At 51.5% G+C, this 19,138-nt stretch carries 18 protein-coding genes; 17 read left to right on the forward strand and 1 reads right to left on the reverse strand.

What is annotated here, in order from left to right; all coding sequences use genetic code 11:
- Positions 1–48 precede the first annotated feature (48 nt).
- The 5 genes from D3P07_RS06375 (at position 49) to holA (ending at position 6,327) form a co-directional block, all read left to right on the forward strand.
- Entirely contained in the window at positions 49–579 is a 531-nt protein-coding gene (locus tag D3P07_RS06375) for a deoxycytidylate deaminase (RefSeq protein ID WP_119799309.1), read from the forward strand.
- Between the two features lie 131 nt (positions 580–710).
- Positions 711–3,338: a ComEC/Rec2 family competence protein gene (locus D3P07_RS06380; RefSeq protein WP_259391417.1), complete on the forward strand. Its 2,628-nt coding sequence runs from the start codon at positions 711–713 to the stop codon at positions 3,336–3,338.
- 212 nt (positions 3,339–3,550) lie between these two features.
- Positions 3,551–4,099 carry an RNA polymerase sigma factor gene (locus tag D3P07_RS06385; RefSeq protein ID WP_116045041.1) on the forward strand — a complete coding sequence of 183 codons (549 nt, stop codon included), beginning with the start codon at positions 3,551–3,553 and terminating at the stop codon, positions 4,097–4,099.
- A gap of 14 nt (positions 4,100–4,113) precedes the next feature.
- Positions 4,114–5,082 (forward strand): anti-sigma factor family protein, encoded by a 969-nt coding sequence (locus tag D3P07_RS06390; protein WP_259391418.1) that lies wholly within the window; start codon positions 4,114–4,116, stop codon positions 5,080–5,082.
- A gap of 210 nt (positions 5,083–5,292) precedes the next feature.
- Positions 5,293–6,327, forward strand: coding sequence for a DNA polymerase III subunit delta (gene holA / locus D3P07_RS06395; protein WP_119799314.1), 1,035 nt, complete (start codon positions 5,293–5,295; stop codon positions 6,325–6,327).
- A 122-nt stretch (positions 6,328–6,449) separates the two neighbouring features.
- On the opposite strand, the gene rpsT is transcribed toward holA, so the two are convergent.
- On the reverse strand, positions 6,450–6,722 hold the full coding sequence (rpsT, locus tag D3P07_RS06400; protein ID WP_119799316.1) for a 30S ribosomal protein S20: 273 nt from the start codon (positions 6,720–6,722) through the stop codon (positions 6,450–6,452).
- Positions 6,723–6,922: 200 nt separating this feature from the next.
- Between rpsT and gpr the strand changes: the two genes are divergently transcribed.
- The 12 genes from gpr to D3P07_RS06460 all read left to right on the forward strand — a co-directional run bounded on the left by gpr (position 6,923) and on the right by D3P07_RS06460 (position 19,117).
- Positions 6,923–7,930, forward strand: a complete 1,008-nt coding sequence (gene gpr / locus D3P07_RS06405) for a GPR endopeptidase (protein ID WP_119799318.1) — start codon at positions 6,923–6,925, stop codon at positions 7,928–7,930.
- Positions 7,931–8,157: 227 nt separating this feature from the next.
- Entirely contained in the window at positions 8,158–9,381 is a 1,224-nt protein-coding gene (gene spoIIP / locus D3P07_RS06410; RefSeq protein WP_310732530.1) for a stage II sporulation protein P, read from the forward strand.
- A gap of 6 nt (positions 9,382–9,387) precedes the next feature.
- Complete coding sequence (locus D3P07_RS06415; RefSeq protein WP_119799320.1) at positions 9,388–9,774, forward strand: hypothetical protein; 387 nt, start codon at positions 9,388–9,390, stop codon at positions 9,772–9,774.
- A 79-nt stretch (positions 9,775–9,853) separates the two neighbouring features.
- Complete coding sequence (gene lepA / locus D3P07_RS06420) at positions 9,854–11,671, forward strand: translation elongation factor 4 (RefSeq protein ID WP_119799322.1); 1,818 nt, start codon at positions 9,854–9,856, stop codon at positions 11,669–11,671.
- Positions 11,672–11,746: 75 nt separating this feature from the next.
- On the forward strand, positions 11,747–12,919 hold the full coding sequence (gene hemW, locus D3P07_RS06425) for a radical SAM family heme chaperone HemW (RefSeq protein WP_119799324.1): 1,173 nt from the start codon (positions 11,747–11,749) through the stop codon (positions 12,917–12,919).
- A 90-nt stretch (positions 12,920–13,009) separates the two neighbouring features.
- Positions 13,010–13,480 (forward strand): N-acetyltransferase, encoded by a 471-nt coding sequence (locus D3P07_RS06430; RefSeq protein ID WP_119799326.1) that lies wholly within the window; start codon positions 13,010–13,012, stop codon positions 13,478–13,480.
- A 204-nt stretch (positions 13,481–13,684) separates the two neighbouring features.
- Complete coding sequence (hrcA, locus tag D3P07_RS06435) at positions 13,685–14,710, forward strand: heat-inducible transcriptional repressor HrcA (RefSeq protein WP_119799328.1); 1,026 nt, start codon at positions 13,685–13,687, stop codon at positions 14,708–14,710.
- Between the two features lie 66 nt (positions 14,711–14,776).
- Positions 14,777–15,346: a nucleotide exchange factor GrpE gene (grpE, locus tag D3P07_RS06440; RefSeq protein ID WP_119799330.1), complete on the forward strand. Its 570-nt coding sequence runs from the start codon at positions 14,777–14,779 to the stop codon at positions 15,344–15,346.
- Between the two features lie 239 nt (positions 15,347–15,585).
- Positions 15,586–17,430 (forward strand): molecular chaperone DnaK, encoded by a 1,845-nt coding sequence (gene dnaK, locus D3P07_RS06445; protein ID WP_119799332.1) that lies wholly within the window; start codon positions 15,586–15,588, stop codon positions 17,428–17,430.
- 92 nt (positions 17,431–17,522) lie between these two features.
- Positions 17,523–18,650: a molecular chaperone DnaJ gene (gene dnaJ / locus D3P07_RS06450; RefSeq protein ID WP_119799334.1), complete on the forward strand. Its 1,128-nt coding sequence runs from the start codon at positions 17,523–17,525 to the stop codon at positions 18,648–18,650.
- A 96-nt stretch (positions 18,651–18,746) separates the two neighbouring features.
- Positions 18,747–18,905 carry a YfhD family protein gene (locus D3P07_RS06455; RefSeq protein ID WP_119799336.1) on the forward strand — a complete coding sequence of 53 codons (159 nt, stop codon included), beginning with the start codon at positions 18,747–18,749 and terminating at the stop codon, positions 18,903–18,905.
- A gap of 2 nt (positions 18,906–18,907) precedes the next feature.
- Positions 18,908–19,117, forward strand: coding sequence for a hypothetical protein (locus D3P07_RS06460; RefSeq protein WP_119799338.1), 210 nt, complete (start codon positions 18,908–18,910; stop codon positions 19,115–19,117).
- Positions 19,118–19,138: the final 21 nt, after the last annotated feature.

A 19,138-nucleotide genomic window follows, 5' to 3' on the forward strand; every position in this document is an offset into this window, starting at 1 on the left:
TCCGTATCATCTGAGAATACGATAACAGCCAGAGACGGGGAGGAAACGATGACCTCAGCAACAAATGATGCCATCCGCAAGGATTGGGACACTTATTTCATGGATATCGCTTATATGGTATCGACGCGTTCGCGTTGTCCGCGCAGGCATGTCGGAGCGGTTCTTGTCCAAGGAAAGAAACTGCTCGGAACCGCGTACAACGGGGCCCCGATGGGCGCGCATGATTGTCTGGAAGCAGGCTGTATGATCTCGGAGGAGGTCGAGGTGAACGTGGTGGACGGAGCCGAGCAGGTCGTGCGCAAGCAGCGCTGCATTCGTACCATCCATGCGGAGCAGAACCTGCTGCTCTTCACGGACAGGGCGGACCGTGAAGGCTCTGTCGTCTATGTCACCGACCAGCCTTGCTGGACATGCGCGAATATGCTGGCGAACAGCGGTGTTGAAGAAATTGTCTACCATCGCGGTTATCCGAAGGATAGTGAAAAGGTGTATGCGTTAATGGCTCAGCAGGGCATCGCATTCCGACAGGTGGAGCATTATACGCCGCCAGCCCAAGCAGGGATGGAAGTTACGCAGTAACAGGTCAGGGCTAATGCAGCATTTGCATATAGCCCTTCATGGAAGATATATCGTGGGGAGGAACCCCCAGTCGCATGAAATCATGCGGCTGGGGGTTCTTTTTTATTTTGGCGCAGGGGGTTCGTGATGTGATGGCTATGAATAGAAGGCCGCTTGTATGGTTTGCTTTCATTTTTGTGCTTGGCAGCTGCGCAGCTGCGGGACTCGGGTTGCACGGTACGCTGTATGCGGGAGGCGCGGCGGTATTGCTGGCGGTTGCCGCCGTACTTGGCAGGCAGGCGAGCAAAGGGCTGGCGATCATCTGTCTGCTCGGATTTTGTGTAGCGGCTGGCGAGCGTCTGTGGGCGGATTCGCGTAATGTGACGGAGCTGCAGGAGCTGCTCGAAGTTGCGGAGTCGGAGGGACCAAGAACGGCTTACACTGTCCATGTCAGCGGCACGATCATCTCCACGGTCGAGGTTGACGGAGACCGTGCGCAATTTCGCTTGGAGGCAGCCGCCATCCAAGTGGCAGACGAGAAACCGCTCGTTATGCGCGGCGAGCGGCTTATGGTTCAGCTCCGGCTCGCCGCGCAGCCGGAGCAAGGGATCGCCGCGGCTTGGCAGCGCGGCGATCAAGTGCGCGTCGACGGCGAGCTGTCGCTGCCGGCGAAGGCAACCAACAGCGGCGGCTTCGACTATCGCCGCTACCTCCGCAGCCAGGGCATCCACTGGCTGCTGAAGAGCAAAGGCGCAGCCGCCCTCGCCGTAGAGGCTCCGGCGGCGGAAGCCTTCTCCGCGGCCTCGCTCTATGGCCGCGTCGACGCCGCGCGCGCATGGCTGGGCGCGCGGCTGGACTACCTGTATCCGCCAGAGCAAGCCGGCTACATGAAAGGGCTTGTCCTCGGTATCCGCGAGGACCTGGACCCCGAGCAATTCAATCAATTCGCGCGTCTTGGCTTAACGCATATATTGGCTATATCGGGGCTGCATGTCGGTGTATTCATGTACGCCTTGACTGGCTTGCTCAAGATACTGCGGCAGCCGCGCGAGCGAATCTTGCTCTTCTTGTTGGCGGCCGTCCCTTTCTATGTGCTGCTGACGGGAGCGTCGCCTTCAGTGCTGAGGGCGGGGCTGATGGCTATGCTTGGCCTTGTTGCAGCCCGGATGGGCAAGCTGAAGGACGGCTTGCACTTGATTGCGGCGGCAGCAGTCGTCCTGCTGCTCTTCAATCCGTATCTTCTCAATGATGTCAGCTTCCAGCTGTCTTTTATCGTTACCCTGGGTCTCATAATCGGGGTGCCGCCGTTCAGGCGCGCCATGCCGATATGGCGGCGGGGAAGCTGGGTATTGGATCTGGTTGCGGTTACCGTTGTCGCTCAATTGGTCTCCTTCCCGGTCACCATCTATTACTTTAACCAGTTCAATCTGCTGTCTCTGCTGGCGAACTTTGTGCTTGTTCCGTTCATTAGCATGATCGTGATGCCGGCAGGCGCCGGTGCGCTTGTGCTGTCGATGCTGTGGCCTTGGGGCGCCAAGCTTATTGCGAATTTATCCGTCATTGCCAACGACGGATCCTTTGCGATAATCGGATGGCTGGCAGATCAATCCATATTCAGGCAGGTATGGGGAACACCGTCTATGTGGTGGGTAGCCGCCTGGCTATTGCTGATAGGCTCGGCTTTTCGAAGGCTGGGCAGAGGCAACGCGAGACTTGTGAAAGATGGACATCCAGCAGCACAACCGGAGCAGGGGGAGGAGACAGCTCTTTTGCAGACAGAGGAAACCATGCTCTTGCGGGATAGGCAATCTGGCATATATGGATACGGCTCTTCCATTACTGAAAAACGCAGCCGTGTGTATAGGCCGCTGATTATTCATGCGCTTATTGCGATGCTGCTGCTTGTTTATGCCTATATCCCCGATGCGCTCGACAGGACGGCAACAGTCAGCTTTCTGGACGTTGGGCAGGGAGATGCCGCACTCATTCGCACAGCAAGCGGCAAGCATATTCTCGTCGATGGCGGCGGTGCTATTTCGTTCCGCAAGCCTGGCGAGGAGTGGAGAGATCGCAGCGACCCTTTCGAGGTCGGAAGCAAGGTGCTGGTTCCGATATTGAAGGACCGAGGGGTGCATCGCATTGATCTGTTGATTCTCTCGCATATGGACACTGATCATATAAAAGGGTTGATAGCGGTTGTTGAGGAAATTCCCGTTAAGCGAATATGGTGGAATGGCACTTTGAGGTCATCGGAAGATTCCAGCAGACTAATGGAAGCGGCGATTCGTGCCGATATTCCACTGTATGCACCGATAGCAGGCGAACGTTGGTCGCTAGATCACGAGACTCATCTGGATGTGTTATGGCCGGCGGAACGCATGTCTGACATTCCCGTAATAAAAGATCAAAATGAGCTTAGCCTCGTTGTGGCCATACAGCTTTACGAAAGCCGCTTCCTGTTTACAGGAGACATCTCTGTGCGGACAGAGGGGGAGATAGTCCGAATGACGAGAGAACGGCTTATGGTTCCGCAAGAGCCAATAGATATGATGAAGGTTGCCCATCATGGCAGCCGTCACTCCACGGGCAACGAATGGCTGGCATATTGGCGTCCGTCCGGTGCGGTAGCTTCGGTAGGCGCTACCAATACATACGGCCACCCCCATCCTGATGTGCTGGGACGCTTGGAAGCGGCAGGAGTCGTATTATGGAGGACAGATACCGGCGGGGAAGCCAGATTCCAGGTAAGCGGCAAAGGGATATCGGCGTTCCAAAAATGAATAGCTATACGGATATCTATTAATTTGGTATTCTTTAATGTGGAGTTCTCTATTTAATTAAGAGAAGGTGCCCTTATGGCATATTTCCACAAAAAAAGACAAAATGATATAAATCCATGTTTTTTATTAAAAAATAATAAATTCGTTTTAACGACCTGCAACATTTAACGCAACCCGTCCGTCAGTAAGGTTGCAAGAGAGGAGGATCCTTCGTGGTTGAGCCCGGCCTTATTAAAGCCGCCCAATCGGGAGATCGAGACGCTTTAATTACTCTGTTGCGTGAGATTGAAACCCATGTATATCGGACAGCCTATTATATATTGAATAACGAGCAAGACGCGATGGATGCATCGCAAGAGGCATTAATCCGCATCTATACGAAGATCGGCTCTTATGAAGAGAAGGCGCAGTTCAAGACATGGATACAGCGCATTGTAACCAACATATGCATTGACAAGTTTAGAAGAAGCAAACCTACGGTATCTATCGATGAGCATGAGATGGTATTCCGGGAGAAGCAGAACGTGGAGGACGAAGTGCTGTCCGCGTATGCCCTTCAGGATATTCGAAGTGCCATCGACAAGCTCCCGGAGCATCACCGTACGGTTGTTGTGCTTCGCTACTTGCAGGATTTCTCGTATAACGAAATTGCGGATTCGCTTGACCTGCCGCTTAATACGGTAAAGTCTTATTTGTTCAGGGCTAGGCAACAGCTGCAATCTTTACTCCATGATTATCAGAAAGGTGGTGTCCGGGGATGAATTGTCAAGAGGTGATGGAACTCATGCAAAGACAGCTAGATGACGATCTCAGCGACGCCGAACTGGAGGTCTTGATGAACCATACAAGACAATGTCCGGACTGTGCAGCTATGTTCGAGCGGATGAAGCAGTTATCCGCAGACCTCACTGCCTTGCCCAAGGTAACCCCAAGCTACAGCCTCGTGGATGCGATTCTGCCTGAGTTGGAGAGGCTGGACCGTCTTGCCGCCAGCGTTGCTCCTGCTGCAGAATCGGCATCCGTCATACCGGCAAGAGTCGTTTCGGAACCGCGCCGCATGCCGCGCAAGAGACGCTGGACCACTTGGAGCGCGATTGGGAGTGTTGTCGCGGCAGGTATCGTAGCCGGATTGTTTATAATGAACGATCCGGCTGCGATCGACGACCATGCTGGAAGCCAATTGTCCTATTCGGCGGATATGCCTGCTGACGCTGGGGCAACTGCGAATATGTTCAGGCAGACGGATACGATATCAGGGCAGTCTGATATTGAATTCAAAGCCAATGAAAAAGAATCGCCACAAGGGCTGACTGACGAGGGAAGTCATAATCCTGGTGCCGGAGGCGACGTGAGCATCAAAGGAATGGATGACAGCGTTACCGGAAAAGGCATCGTTACGGATCGGGCGGAGTCAGTCGACCAATCTGGTGCCTTAACAGAAGCTCCTGGCGAACCCGACGTTCGGAATGAAGATCATCCTAATCTGGGCATTGCCGCTGCCAACGCGTTCCCTTCGCCGGACGGTCGCTATGTAGCGTTGCTGGATCAGCATGCCATTTCGATTGTTTCCACAGATGATGGCAAGTCTGTCATGCAGACATCCCGCAAGAACGGTCAGCATAGCCAGATTGCATGGTCCGACGACAGCAGCCAGCTTACGTATGAGGTGCAGCTGGATCGCGGAGCGGCTGAGAAATACGTCATCCAGTCCTCGAACTGGAAGGAAAAAAAAGCAACGCATTAATTGGCGGAATCGCGCACATTCAGCCGTCATCTACAGTATGATATAGCAAGAGTTCAGTCTGCGACGTTTCCGTGACGTCGTTAGACCATTCGCTTTAGGCAGTGCCATGGAGCTGCCGGCGAGTGTTAATATAAAGACAAAGGGATGGCCAATCGCTGGCTCATCCCTTTGTTGCCGTTCGTTACATCAATGAAGTGGAGAGGTGAACGCATGGATGTAAAGGAAGCTGTCAAAGAAATCAAGTCCGGCAAGTTCAAACCGGTGTATGTCCTGTATGGCAAGGATCGATACCGGATGGAGCAATTCATCGGGGCGCTGACCAATGCGATGTTCCAAAACGACGAGCGAGAAATGGGTGTCATGAAGTACGATACGTCAGAGACGCCTCTGGAGGAAGCTGTTATTGAAGCAGAATCGCCGCCATTCTTCCTGGAGCGTAAGCTGGTGCTCGTACGAGATGCTTCGGTTATGGCTGCAGGTGGCAAGGAAAATGCAAAGCTGGAGCATCGTCCAGAGTCGTTGCTGCGCTATATCGAGTTTCCGCTTGAGACAAGCGTTATCGTTTTTGCCGTATACGCAGACAAGCTGGATGAGAGGCGCAAACTGGTCAAGACGCTCAAGGACCGCAAAGCATTGATCGCCTTCCCCGAGTTGGATACGCCAGAGCTGATGCGCTGGATAATGCGCAGGGCGTCGGAGCAGCATCGTCAGTTGACGGAAGGCGCAGCAGAGCTACTTCTATCCCGGGTCGGTGTTAATATGGGGCAGCTTGCCCAAGAAGTGGACAAGCTTTGTCTGCATGCCGGGAACGGAGGCGTTATCGAAAAAGAGACAGCCGCTATGCTAACTGCGGCAACAGTGGAAGAGGATGTGTTCGCACTGGTTGACGCGATCGCGGAGCTGCGGATCAGCAAGGCGATTGAGCTGTACCGCCAGCTGCTTGTACGCCGGGAGGAGCCGATCAAGATTGCTGCATTGATTGCCAGACAGCTGCGCATCATGCTGCAGATCAAGGAGCTGGAGCAGCATCATTATTCACCGCAGCAGATGGCTGGTCAGTTGGGCTTGCATCCCTATGCAGTCAAATTGGCAGCCGATAAAAGCCGTAAATTCAAGACAGCCACTCTTGGTCGCCTGTTGTCATCCTTGGCGGATCTGGATTACGGCATGAAGACGGGGGCAATTGACAAGACGTTTGGTCTGGAAATGTACCTTCTGTCGTTGAGCGCGGACAAAGGGGCTTAGGTTCGAGCCCCATTGGAGCCTGAACGGGGTTGAACCGAGAGCAGACTGTCTAATTGTACATGAAAAAAGGCTTCGCCTTCTTAAAAGAAGGCGAAGCCTTTTGTTGACTTGTTAGAAAAAGCTTACGCTTGAGCGGACAATGCGTTCAGGCGTTTAGCAAGACGGGATTTTTTGCGGGCAGCCGCATTTTTATGGATCAGGCCTTTCGTTACTGCTTTGTCCAATTTTTTCGAAGCTGTGATCAGAGCCGCTTTAGCAGCATCTACATCAGTGCCAGCGATCGCTTGGTCAGCAGTTTTAACGGCCGAACGAAGTGCGGATTTTTGGGATGCGTTCAAAGCGCGGCGTTTCTCGTTTGTTTTTACGCGTTTAATCGCGGATTTAATGTTTGGCATGGATTTCACCTCCTACATAGTTCTGTGCAGAACAACAACACAACTTAAAATATATTATCATGCGACTGCCCAAAAAGCAATAGTAACCAATATGCCCAACATGGGGCGGAGCAAGGAGTTGCGCTGTGGAATAGAAGTATGAAATTACGACAGGTGCGAACAATAACGGAAGATTGTACATACGAAGGGAGTATTGTGCTATGGAGAAAGATCTTGATTTGCAGAAATTCAACGTTAGGACCGATTTGGCGCTGGAAGCCAAGGAGCTGGCGGAACGCCCTGGATCCGGACCGATCCCGGGCATTCATTCCGACACAACGGAGGATGACGGCATTACCATCACGACGCTGCATGTGCAGAATGAGCAAGGCTCACATGCCATCGGCAAGATGATCGGGCAATATATTACAATTGAAGTTCCGGGGCTGCGGGAGGGTGATACGAAGCTGCAGGATCGGGTAGCTACGGAATTCGCCAAACATTTCGAGACTTTCCTGCAGAGACTGAATATCTCTAAAAACGCCCGTGTTCTGATTGTCGGTCTGGGCAATTGGAATGTAACGCCCGATGCGCTTGGGCCGCTGGTTGTAGAGAATGTGATGGTTACTCGCCACTTCTTCGAACTCATGCCGGATCAGGTTGCGCCGGGTTACCGCTCTGTCAGCGCTGTTGCACCGGGCGTGCTTGGCATTACTGGCATAGAGTCGAGCGAGATTGTACAGGGCATTGTCGATCGGTCGAAGCCCGATCTTATTATTGCGATTGATGCGCTGGCATCAAAAGCAATTGAACGCGTGAATACGACCATTCAAATTGCCGATACCGGTATTCATCCCGGATCGGGCATCGGGAACAAGCGCAAAGGGCTCACCCGCGATATATTAGGCGTGCCTGTCATTGCAATTGGGGTGCCGACCGTCGTCTATGCCTCAACCATCGTGAACAATACATTCGAAATGATGAAGTCTCATCTGGAGAACCAGAAGGGCGACACCAATCAAATTTTTGGTCTCATGAACCAAATGGACGAGCACGAACGTCTACAGCTCGTGCGGGAGGTGCTGAGTCCGATCGGTCACGATCTGCTTGTTACACCGAAGGAAGTGGATCAATTCATCGAGGATATCGCCAACATTATTGCAAGCGGGCTTAACGCCTCGCTGCACGATGCTGTGGATAGCGATAATGTAGCTGCATACACCCATTAACAGGAATTGTCCTGGAGTGGTATAGGCTTATCCTAGCGAAGCGGATGCGAATGAAGCATCCGCTTCGTTTTTTTATGAAGATATCAATCAGTCGAACCTCCTGTGAATACAATAGAGCCTAGCAACTTTGAAATCTATTGGTTCTATGAATCCTGCTTGTCTCATAGATTGATAGTAGCTTAGAGCGGCATAACTATCGCGTCAGCGGAAAACAGGAGGTACACAAAATGATGAATCGCAAGCCAGCGTGGATGAATCAAATCGGTGATGGTACAAAAATGAAGCATTTGCTTGTCACGGGGAGAGCCTTCTCCTTTTTATCATTGAGCTCTATGATATTTTTTATTGTGCTAGGCGCAGCGGGTATTCTTCACCAGCAATCGACGAGTTCGCCTATCCATTCCATGAAAGGTTTTTCTGCAGCGGTTTCGAGCGGTTTTTTTGGGGATATGATGGAGATGGAGATGCCTGCCTTCCATAGCGGTCTGGAATCGGAGTCATTCACGAACAGGGAGATCAGCACCTTTCTGATGCGTACGCTGACGAGCATTAATCCGAACGATCCGTCGGGCATCCTGTCTGCGGAGCTGCCCGGCATGCATAATGATTCCTTTCTTATACGGAGAGGCTTAGGAACTGATGCGAACAACGGTCCGCAGGATCATCTTCCCATTATCGATCCTGCTAGCGGTGCCCATGAAGACGACAGCCCGCCTCTAGCGACAGAGGAGCCTGATGAAGAAGAGCCTTCGCCGGAGCCGGAACAGTCGGCAGAACCTTCACCGCCGGCTCCATCGGACAAGCCTGACACGGGCAAAAGCAAGGTAGCATTCATTTACCATACGCATAATCGAGAATCATGGCTGCCGGAATTGGAGAAGGAAACGAAGGACGTCAGCTCAACGACGAAAAACATCACACTGGTAGGAAAGCGGCTGGCGGAGAAGCTGGAGGAGGAGGGCATAGGCGCCTTGCATTCCGATACAGATTATCCTTCAACAGTCAAAGGCTTTAATTATGCCTACAGCTACAAGTATTCGAAAAAAACGGTGAAAGAAGCGATGGCCAGCAGCGGCGATCTTAAGCTATTCTTCGATCTTCACCGGGACTCGCAAAAACGCAAATATACGACAACCGAGATCAATGGAACAAGTTATGCGCAGGTTTATTTTGTCATCGGCAACAAAAATCCGAACTGGAAAGAAAACGAAGCTTTTGCTACCAAAATTCATAATGCGCTTGAGAAAAAGTATCCCGGTATTTCAAGGGGAATATGGGGGAAAACTACTGGTAATGCGGAGTATAACCAATCGCTGGCTCCTGAAAGCGCGCTGATCGAAATCGGCGGCATTGAGAATACACTTGAGGAATGCTACCGGACGGCAGATGCATTGGCGGAAGTGATCTCTGCGATCTATTGGGAAGCGGAGAAGGTATCAGGAAAGGAGTAGACGTTCATGAAAGGTAACGCTTGGAAGTGGCTTGCGATCGGAGGCGCGATTGCATTGCTGGTCATGTTCGGACTTGAGATGTCGAACACAGGTATAGAGCGTATCTACGGTCCGATCGACGGCGAGGAGTATACAGCCGGGTCAGGCGCGGCTGAATATGCAACAGAGACGGACAAGCGTATTGCAGAGCTGGAGCGGGAGCTTGAAGAAATTCGGCGCATCGCATACGGCAACGGTTATGAGGGAGAGGGGACGCGCTTGCCGGGCATGCCGAGCGAGAATGATCAGCCAGCGGTCAACAAGCTCGCCGATTCCACATCCGGTCTGCTGCAATCGGCATCCAGCAAGGGCATTCGCTTTGTCGTGGGACTGTTCGACGGCTGGATGAACTAAACCTTCATTGCTGACATTCCTTCGAACTGATATAATAGGAGGAATGATTGGAATTATTGGAATGTGTGGGGGCTCAAGCATGACTGACGTTCGTGACCGGCAGAAGAAAATAAGAAATTTTTCCATTATCGCTCATATTGACCATGGCAAGTCAACGCTTGCGGACCGGATATTGGAATATACCGGAGCACTTAGCTCCAGGGAAATGCAAGCGCAGGTTCTGGACAAGATGGATCTGGAGCGTGAACGTGGCATTACGATCAAGCTTCAGGCGGTTCGTCTCAGCTACCGTGCCGACGATGGCGAGGAATATTTGCTCAATCTGATTGACACGCCTGGGCATGTCGACTTTACATACGAAGTGTCACGAAGCATGGCTGCATGCGAAGGCGCACTTCTTGTAGTTGACGCAGCGCAAGGGATTGAAGCCCAGACGCTGGCCAACGTATATCTGGCGCTCGACAATAATCTCGAAGTGCTGCCCGTCATTAACAAGATCGACCTTCCGAGCGCCGAGCCGGATCGGGTCAAGCAAGAGATCGAAGATGTAATTGGACTGGATGCAAGCGAAGCGGTGCATGCTTCGGCCAAAGCCGGTATCGGCATTAAAGAAATATTGGAGCAAGTCGTAACAAAGGTGCCCGCACCTAACGGCGATCCGGATCAGCCTTTGAAGGCACTTATATTCGATTCTCATTATGATGCATACAAAGGCGTTATTGTCTATGTCCGCGTCGTTGACGGGCACATCCGTGCAGGCAAGAAGATCAGATTTATGGCGACGGGGGCAGAGTTCGAAGTCATCGAGGTAGGTGTGTTCAAGCCGAGCATGACAATTGTAGACGAATTGTCCGTTGGGGACGTTGGTTTTGTCGTCGCAGGCATCAAGAACGTGAAGGATACACGCGTAGGCGATACGGTGACCGATGCGAAGCGTCAGGCGCCTGAGCCGCTTCCAGGCTATCGCCGGATCAATCCGATGGTTTACTGCGGTCTCTATCCAATTGAGACGCAGGACTACAATGACCTTCGGGATGCGCTAGAGAAGCTCGAGCTGAATGATGCATCGCTCCGCTATGAGCCGGAATCGTCCACGGCACTCGGCTTTGGGTTCCGCTGCGGATTCCTCGGACTGCTGCATATGGAGATTATCCAGGAGCGCATTGAGCGTGAATTCAATATCCCGCTCATTACAACCGCGCCAAGCGTTATCTACAAGGTTACGTTGACGAACGGCGAGACGATGGATATCGATAACCCGTCCAACTACCCGGAATCGGGCAAGCTGGATTATGTGGAGGAGCCGTACGTGAAGGCTTCCATCATCGTGCCGAACGATTTCGTAGGCACAATCATGGAGCTTTGCCAGGGCAAACGCGGCGACTTCATCAATATGGAGTATCTGGATGCGAACCGTGTCACGATTACGTACGATATGCCGCTGTCGGAGATCGTATATGACTTCTTCGACCAATTGAAGTCCAGAACAAAAGGGTATGCTTCGTTCGACTATGAGCTGTCAGGTTACCGCAAGTCGAGCCTTGTGAAAATGGACATCATGCTGAACGGCGAGCAAGTCGATGCCTTGTCGGTTATCGTACACCGCGATAAGGCTTATCATCGCGGACGGCTTATTTGTGAGAAGATGAAGGAGCTAATTCCTCGTCAAATGTTCGAGGTGCCGGTCCAGGCATCCATCGGCACCAAGGTTATCGCGCGCGAAACCGTCAAGGCGATGCGAAAAAACGTTCTTGCCAAGTGTTACGGCGGTGACATCAGCCGGAAGCGCAAGCTGCTTGAGAAGCAGAAGGAAGGCAAGAAGCGGATGAAGCAGGTGGGCAGCGTCGAGGTTCCGCAAGAGGCGTTTATGGCGGTTCTGAAAATCGACGAAGATTAAACGATAAGATAAATACGTTCACGGGGGAGAGCGAACGCTCTCCTTCGTTTTTTGTAGAAGGAAGGAGAGAGCAGGATGAACAGATTGCAAGCGGCTCCGAAGGCGCTTTATATACACATTCCTTTCTGTACGAACAAATGTCATTATTGCGATTTTACCTCTTATGTTCTGAAAGGACAGCCTGTCGATCAATACCTGGATGCGCTGGAGGAGGAGATGAAGCGAACGGTTGCTTCACTTCCGCCGGAGCGCATTGAGACGGTGTTCGTAGGCGGAGGCACGCCGACCGTATTGACCCCTCCACAGATGGAGCGGTTTTTGCAAGCGGTGTTCAAGCATTTCCCTATTGCGGATGATGCAGAGGTGACGATGGAGGCCAATCCGGGTACGACAGATCTCGAAAAACTGCAGGCGATGCGCAGCGGCGGAGTGAACAGAATCAGCTTTGGGGTTCAATCCTTTGATAATGGCTTGCTGGAGCGGATCGGCAGAATTCATAATGTGGATGATGTCTATCTTAGCCTGGACAATGCGCGCAAAGCCGGTTTCGATAATTTGTCTATCGACCTCATGTTCGGCTTGCCGGGACAGACGCTGGAGCATCTGTCCGACAGTGTAGACCGCGCGATGGCGCTTGGCCTGCCTCATTATTCGCTCTACAGCTTGAAGGTGGAAGAGAATACGCTGTTCCACAAGCTATACGAGCGTAATGAGCTTCCTCTTCCTCCAGAGGAAGAGGAATTCAACATGTTTCTTCTATTAATGAAGAAGCTCAAGGAGAACGGCTACCGTCATTACGAGATCAGCAACTTTGCCAAGCCGGGCTATGAGAGTCGTCATAATTCCACATACTGGCGCAATGAGCCTTATTACGGACTTGGCGCAGGAGCCCATGGCTACGCCCGGGGAACACGCCATGTCAATCTGAAGGGCGTGCAGCCTTACATTGAGGCTAATCGTGAACGGCTGCCGCGGCTTGACGTTTACGACATCCCGCAAGCTGAAGCGATGGAAGACTTTATGATGGTCGGTTTGAGACTGCTTGATGGCGTACGGGCATCCAGTTTTGCAGAGCAGTTCCCGGGACACAAGCTGGAGGAACGCTTTGGTTCAATCATCAATAAACTGCTTAGCAACAAACTGCTGGAACGTCTGGAGATGGACGGCGATACTATGTATAGGCTGACTGATCAGGGCGTTCTGCTGGGCAATGAAGTGTTCGGCGCCTTTATTACCGTAGAGGGATAAATTCCGCTTGTGTATTAATACGTTTTGTTGTATATTTATTCATATTCAAAACGAACATGGAATCGGGAACATGCGGGGGTGGAGGCAGTTATGCAAGCAGTGGAAGTGTTGTGCAGGACAGCGACGACGGATGATGTGGAGACGTTATATCAATTAATTCAGGGTTATGCCGAGAAAGGCGTTATGCTGCCTCGCTCGCGCGAAGTGCTGGCCCATTTAGTAGATACATTCGTTGTAGCGGAAATAGGCAATGAGGTTGTCGGCTGCGGCGCCCTCACCAAGCTTGGCGACAATTTGGTGGAGATTAGATCGCTTGGCATTACTGACGGGTACAAGAGCCTGGGCATCGGAAGCAAGCTGGTCGACAAGCTGCTGGAGCAAGCCAAGCAACAGGGCATTACAAAAGTGATGGCGCTGACGTATGCTGTCCCTTTCTTCGAGCGGAATGGATTCTCGATTGTGGAGAAAGAGATTTTTCCGGAAAAGGTTTGGAGAGATTGCGTTAACTGTCCGAAACAGCATGCATGCGACGAGATTGCCGTACTAAAGGAATTGGCATAATCCTGTCTAGACGTTGAAATGATCAATAAAGTTATGCTATAAGAATATCGGTCAATTGAAAATGTTAACTGAAAAATACCGAACCGACTTGACAATGACAAAGCTGGTTTGGTATTTTTGTATTAGTGATTAGCACTCATTGGAGTTGAGTGCTAACGATGGATCGACAGATGAATAGTGGATAACAAATTGGGGGGGATTGGAATGCTAACGGATCGACAACGTATGATATTGCATGCCATCGTAGATGATTATATTCGTTCGGCTGAACCCGTTGGTTCGCGAAGCATTTCCAAGCGTGGCGACGTCGCGTTCAGTCCGGCTACAATCCGGAATGAAATGGCGGACCTGGAGGAGCTGGGTTTCCTGGAGCAGCCTCATACGTCCGCAGGCCGAGTGCCTTCCACCAAAGGCTATCGCTATTATGTTGATCATTTGATCCAGCTGAAGGAAATGAAAGAAGAAGATCTAGGATTTGTGCGGTCGTTTGTCACAGAGAAAATGAACCAAATGGAGCAGGTCATCCAGCAAGCGGCTACCGTCTTGTCGAGCTTGACTAACTATACGTCGATTATGCTTGGACCGGAGCTGTTCCATACGTCGCTGAAGCATTTCGGGCTGGTCCCGCTTAATGCGTCATCTGCCGTTGCAATCATTGTGACCAATACGGGACATGTAGAGAATCGTACCATTACGATTCCGCCAGGCCTGAATATGGACGATATGCAGAAGGTCGTCAATATCCTGAATACGAAGCTCGTCGGTGTGCCGCTCGTTCGTCTCAAGGCGAAGCTGTACAGCGAAGTCGGTCAGGAACTAGAGCGTCATGTTGATCATTATGAAAGCTTGATCAGCGTGCTCGACAGCGCGCTTCAGAGCGATGTCGAGCAGCGCATATTTATGAGCGGCGCAACGAATATGCTGACTCAGCCTGAATTCAAGGATGTCGACAAGGTGAAGACGATCCTGGATCTGTTGGATGAGACGCCCACCATTATGAAAATGTTCTCTTCTCTTCCTTCCGGAATACAAGTGAGGATCGGAACAGAAAATGACCATAAGGCAATCAGCGATTGCAGCTTGATTACGGCAACGTATTCCATTGATGGGGAATCGCTTGGCACAATCGGCATCTTGGGTCCGACACGCATGGAGTATGGCAAAGTTATCAGTATGCTTGACTTAATATCCAAAGATATGAGCGTTCTGCTTAGCCGATGGTATAGATAATCCATGGAATTGCTTAGCGGATTTGCCTTTCCTGCAAGAAGGCAATTTTATGAGGAGGTGAAACAAATGAGTGCAAAAGAAACACATAACGAAACAACGGATACCGTAATAGACGAGGCTGTTGAAGAGCAGAATGAGGCCGCGGAAAGCGCTCAGACAGAAGATGCGAACACAGAGGGGACAGAGGACCCGCGTTACGCAGAATTGGTCAAGCAAGCCGAGGAATCGCAACAGCGTTACTTACGTGCACAAGCGGACTTTGACAACTTCCGCCGCCGCACGATGAAGGAAAAAGAAGATCTGGCACAATATGCATCCATGAAGCTGATCGAGCAACTGCTTCCGGTCGTTGACAACTTCGAACGAGCTATTGCTGCATCCAGCGCCAATAACGATTATGAATCGCTAGCGAAGGGCGTGGATATGATTTTCCGCCAGCTCAGCCAAACGCTGGACGCGGAAGGTCTGAAGCCGATTAATGCGGTCGGCGAGCCGTTCAATCCAGAGTTCCACCAAGCGATTATGCAAGTGGAGAGCGATGAGTATGAAGAAGGCATCGTCGTAGAAGAAGTACAGAAGGGCTATATGCTCAAGGAGAAAGTGCTTCGTCCTGCGATGGTTAAAGTCAGCGGCTAACGAGCCGCGACTCTATAGATGAAGGATCACAAACTTTAAGATGATGCTTACGAAGCAAGTTTGCTCCCAACCGCTAATCGCGGATCTAATCACAAACTTTAAGATGATGCTTACGAAGCAAGTTTGCTCCCAACCGCTAACGCGGTTCTAATCACAAACTTTAAGATGATGCTTACGAAGCAAGTTTGCTCCCAACCGCTAACGCGGTTCTAATCACAAACTTTTTAGGAGGATAAACCATGAGCAAAGTTATCGGTATTGACCTGGGTACTACGAACTCTTGCGTAGCCGTTATGGAAGGCGGCGAGGCAGTCGTTATACCAAATCCGGAAGGCAACCGCACGACGCCGTCCGTTGTTGGCTTCAAGAAAGACGGAGAGCGTATTGTCGGCGAGACGGCAAAACGCCAAGCGATCACGAATCCGGATCGCACGATCATCTCGATCAAACGCCATATGGGCACAAACCATAAGGAGAAAATCGACGATAAAGAATTTACGCCGCAAGAAATTTCGGCTATTATTCTGCAAAAGCTGAAATCTGACGCTGAAGCCTATTTGGGCCAAACCGTAACGCAAGCCGTAATTACGGTTCCGGCTTACTTCAACGACAGCCAGCGCCAAGCGACGAAAGATGCGGGCAAAATCGCCGGTCTTGAAGTTCTGCGTATCGTCAACGAACCAACTGCAGCAGCGCTTGCATACGGTATGGAGAAATCCGAAGATCAAACGATTCTTGTCTATGACCTTGGCGGCGGCACATTCGACGTCTCCATTCTTGAACTGGGCGACGGCTTCTTCGAAGTAAAAGCGACTAGCGGCGACAACAAATTGGGCGGCGACGACTTCGACCAAGTCATCATCGATCACCTGGTATCCGAATTCAAAAAAGATCAAGGCATAGATCTGTCCAAAGATAAAGCAGCTGTACAGCGTCTGAAGGATGCTGCGGAAAAAGCGAAAAAAGAGCTTTCCGGCGTTATGACTTCCACGATTTCTTTGCCGTTCATCACCATGGTTGACGGAGTGCCTCAGCATTTGGAGATGAACCTGACTCGTGCTAAATTTGAAGAATTGTCCGCAGCTCTCGTAGAGCGTACGCTGGGCCCGACTCGTCAGGCTTTGAGTGATGCTGGCATGACTGCGAACGATATTGACAGAATCGTGCTTGTAGGCGGTTCGACTCGTATTCCGGCTGTACAAGAAGCCGTGAAGAAGCTTACAGGCAAAGATCCGCATAAAGGCGTTAACCCTGATGAAGTGGTGGCCCTTGGCGCTGCGGTTCAAGCTGGCGTATTGACTGGCGATGTGAAGGATGTCGTTCTCCTTGATGTAACGCCTCTATCGCTAGGTATCGAAACAGCTGGCGGTGTGTTCACGAAGATGATCGACCGCAATACGACGATTCCGACAAGCAAATCCCAAGTGTTCTCCACCTATGCTGACAATCAGCCGGGTGTTGAAATTCACGTCCTGCAAGGCGAGCGCTCCATGGCGGCAGGCAACAAAACGCTTGGTCGCTTCACACTGAGCGATATTCCGCCAGCGCCGCGCGGTGTGCCTCAAATCGAGGTTACATTCGATATCGATGCGAACGGTATCGTTAACGTATCTGCTTTGGATAAGGGCACAGGCAAGAGCCAAAAGATCACAATCACATCTTCGGGCGGCTTAAGCGAAGCTGAAATCGAACAAATGATGAAGGACGCCGAGCTGAACGCGGAAGATGACCGCAAGCGCAAAGAGCTGGTTGAGGCGAAGAACACGGCGGATCAACTCGTGTACTCAACCGAAAAAACGCTGAAGGACCTTGGCGACAAAGTGGATGCTTCCGAGATCGAAAAAGCGAATGCGGCGAAAGAAAAAGTAACAGCAGCGCTTGCTACGGATGATCTGGAGCAAATCAATGCGGCTACTGCCGAGCTGACGGAAATCGTACAGCAGCTTTCTGTGAAGCTGTATGAGCAAGCTTCTCAAGAAGCAGGTGCAGCTGAAGGCGCGCCTGAAGGCGATGCAGCGAATACAAGAGGCAAGGACAATGTAGTTGACGCCGACTACGAGGTTGTCGACGATAACAAGAAGTAAGAACAACTGGCGAGGGGTCAAAGAGGGGCTTGCCCTGTCTTTGACCTCCTTTCGTGCGTCAATACAACAAATGGTAGCGGGGGTGAGATCGGATGGCTAACAAACGCGATTATTATGAAGTGCTGGGTGTCGGCAAGGATGCCTCCGCGGAAGATATTAAGAAATCATATCGCAAGCTTGCCAGGCAGTATCATCCGGATGTGAACAAGGCGGATGATGCGGAAGCGAAGTTCAAGGAAGTGAAGGAAGCGTACGACGTGCTGAGCGACGACGGCAAACGGTCAACCTATGACCAGTATGGACATGTCGATCCGAACCAAGGCATGGGCGGAGCAGGCGGAGCCGATTTTGGCGGCTTCGGCGATATCTTCGATATGTTCTTCGGCGGAGGCGGCGGGCGCCGCGATCCGAATGCGCCGCAGCGCGGCAACGATCTTCAATATACGATGACGGTAGAATTCAAGGAAGCCGTCTTCGGCAAGGAAACAGAGATTACGATTCCGAGAACGGAATCTTGCGATACTTGTCATGGCTCCGGCGCGAAGCCTGGTACGAAACCTGAGACATGCTCAACCTGCCGGGGTAGCGGACAGCAAGAGGTAGTGCAGAATACGCCATTCGGAAGAATGGTCAACCGTCGCGCATGTACGAACTGCTCCGGTACGGGACGCATCATCCGCGACAAATGCGGAACTTGTCATGGCGCGGGGAAAGTCAAGAAGCAGCGGCGTATCAAAGTCAACATTCCTGCCGGTGTGGATGACGGTGCGCAGATCCGTATGTCCGGTGAGGGCGAAGGCGGCCTAAGAGGCGGTCCAGCAGGAGATCTGTACATTGTGCTTCGTGTGAAGTCCCATGAGTTCTTCGAGCGTGAAGGCGATGATATTTATTGCGAAGTGCCGCTGACGTTCGTGCAGGCTGCATTAGGCGATGAGATTGAGATCCCTACGCTTACAGAGAAGGTTAAGCTGAAGATTCCTGCCGGTACTCAGACGGGCACATACTTTAGGCTGAAGGGCAAAGGTGTGCCGAAGCTTAGGGGATATGGAACGGGCGATCAGCACGTCAAGGTTACGATTGTAACGCCTACAAGTCTGACGGATGATCAGAAGGATTTGCTTCGTCAGTTTGGCGGGCTTTCCGGCGAATCGACCAATGAGCAGGGCGAACATCATGAGTCGATTTTTGAGAAAATGAAAAAGGCGTTCCGCGGCGAATAGCGCGGAACGTTTTTTTTTGTATAGAATTACTCCCAGCCACGCATGCTAAAGCGGTGGAAAACGATACCGAAAATGGATTAGCGGGAGTGATTCAGAATGACGAATGAGCATAACGAGCTGGAAAATGTGAACTTCGGCCAGCTGCCTATCAGTAAAAACGAAGATGTGGAATTTTCTGAGGAGCTTGCCGATGAGGCGGATCGCAAGGCGCAGCAGCGAGCGAAGGAAGCCGACGAACGGGCTCAGGAGCAATAAGCATGTCAACTGTGGAGATTCATGCATCGTTTCAGGACGAGCAGTCTGCGATGGAGGCGTTGCATAAGCTGCAGGCGCTTCGAGTTGTCGATGTATACGGTTTGCATGAGAATGGACGCCTCACCGCAACAATCGAGGATGAGGTCGCAGACCGTGCTATGAGGCTGATTGAACAAGTTGGCGGCAGTATTACGTCAGGACAACTGGAATAACCGATCCGAGAGAAGACGCAA

This window comes from Paenibacillus sp. 1011MAR3C5 (assembly GCF_003591485.1).
Taxonomy (GTDB): domain Bacteria; phylum Bacillota; class Bacilli; order Paenibacillales; family Paenibacillaceae; genus Pristimantibacillus.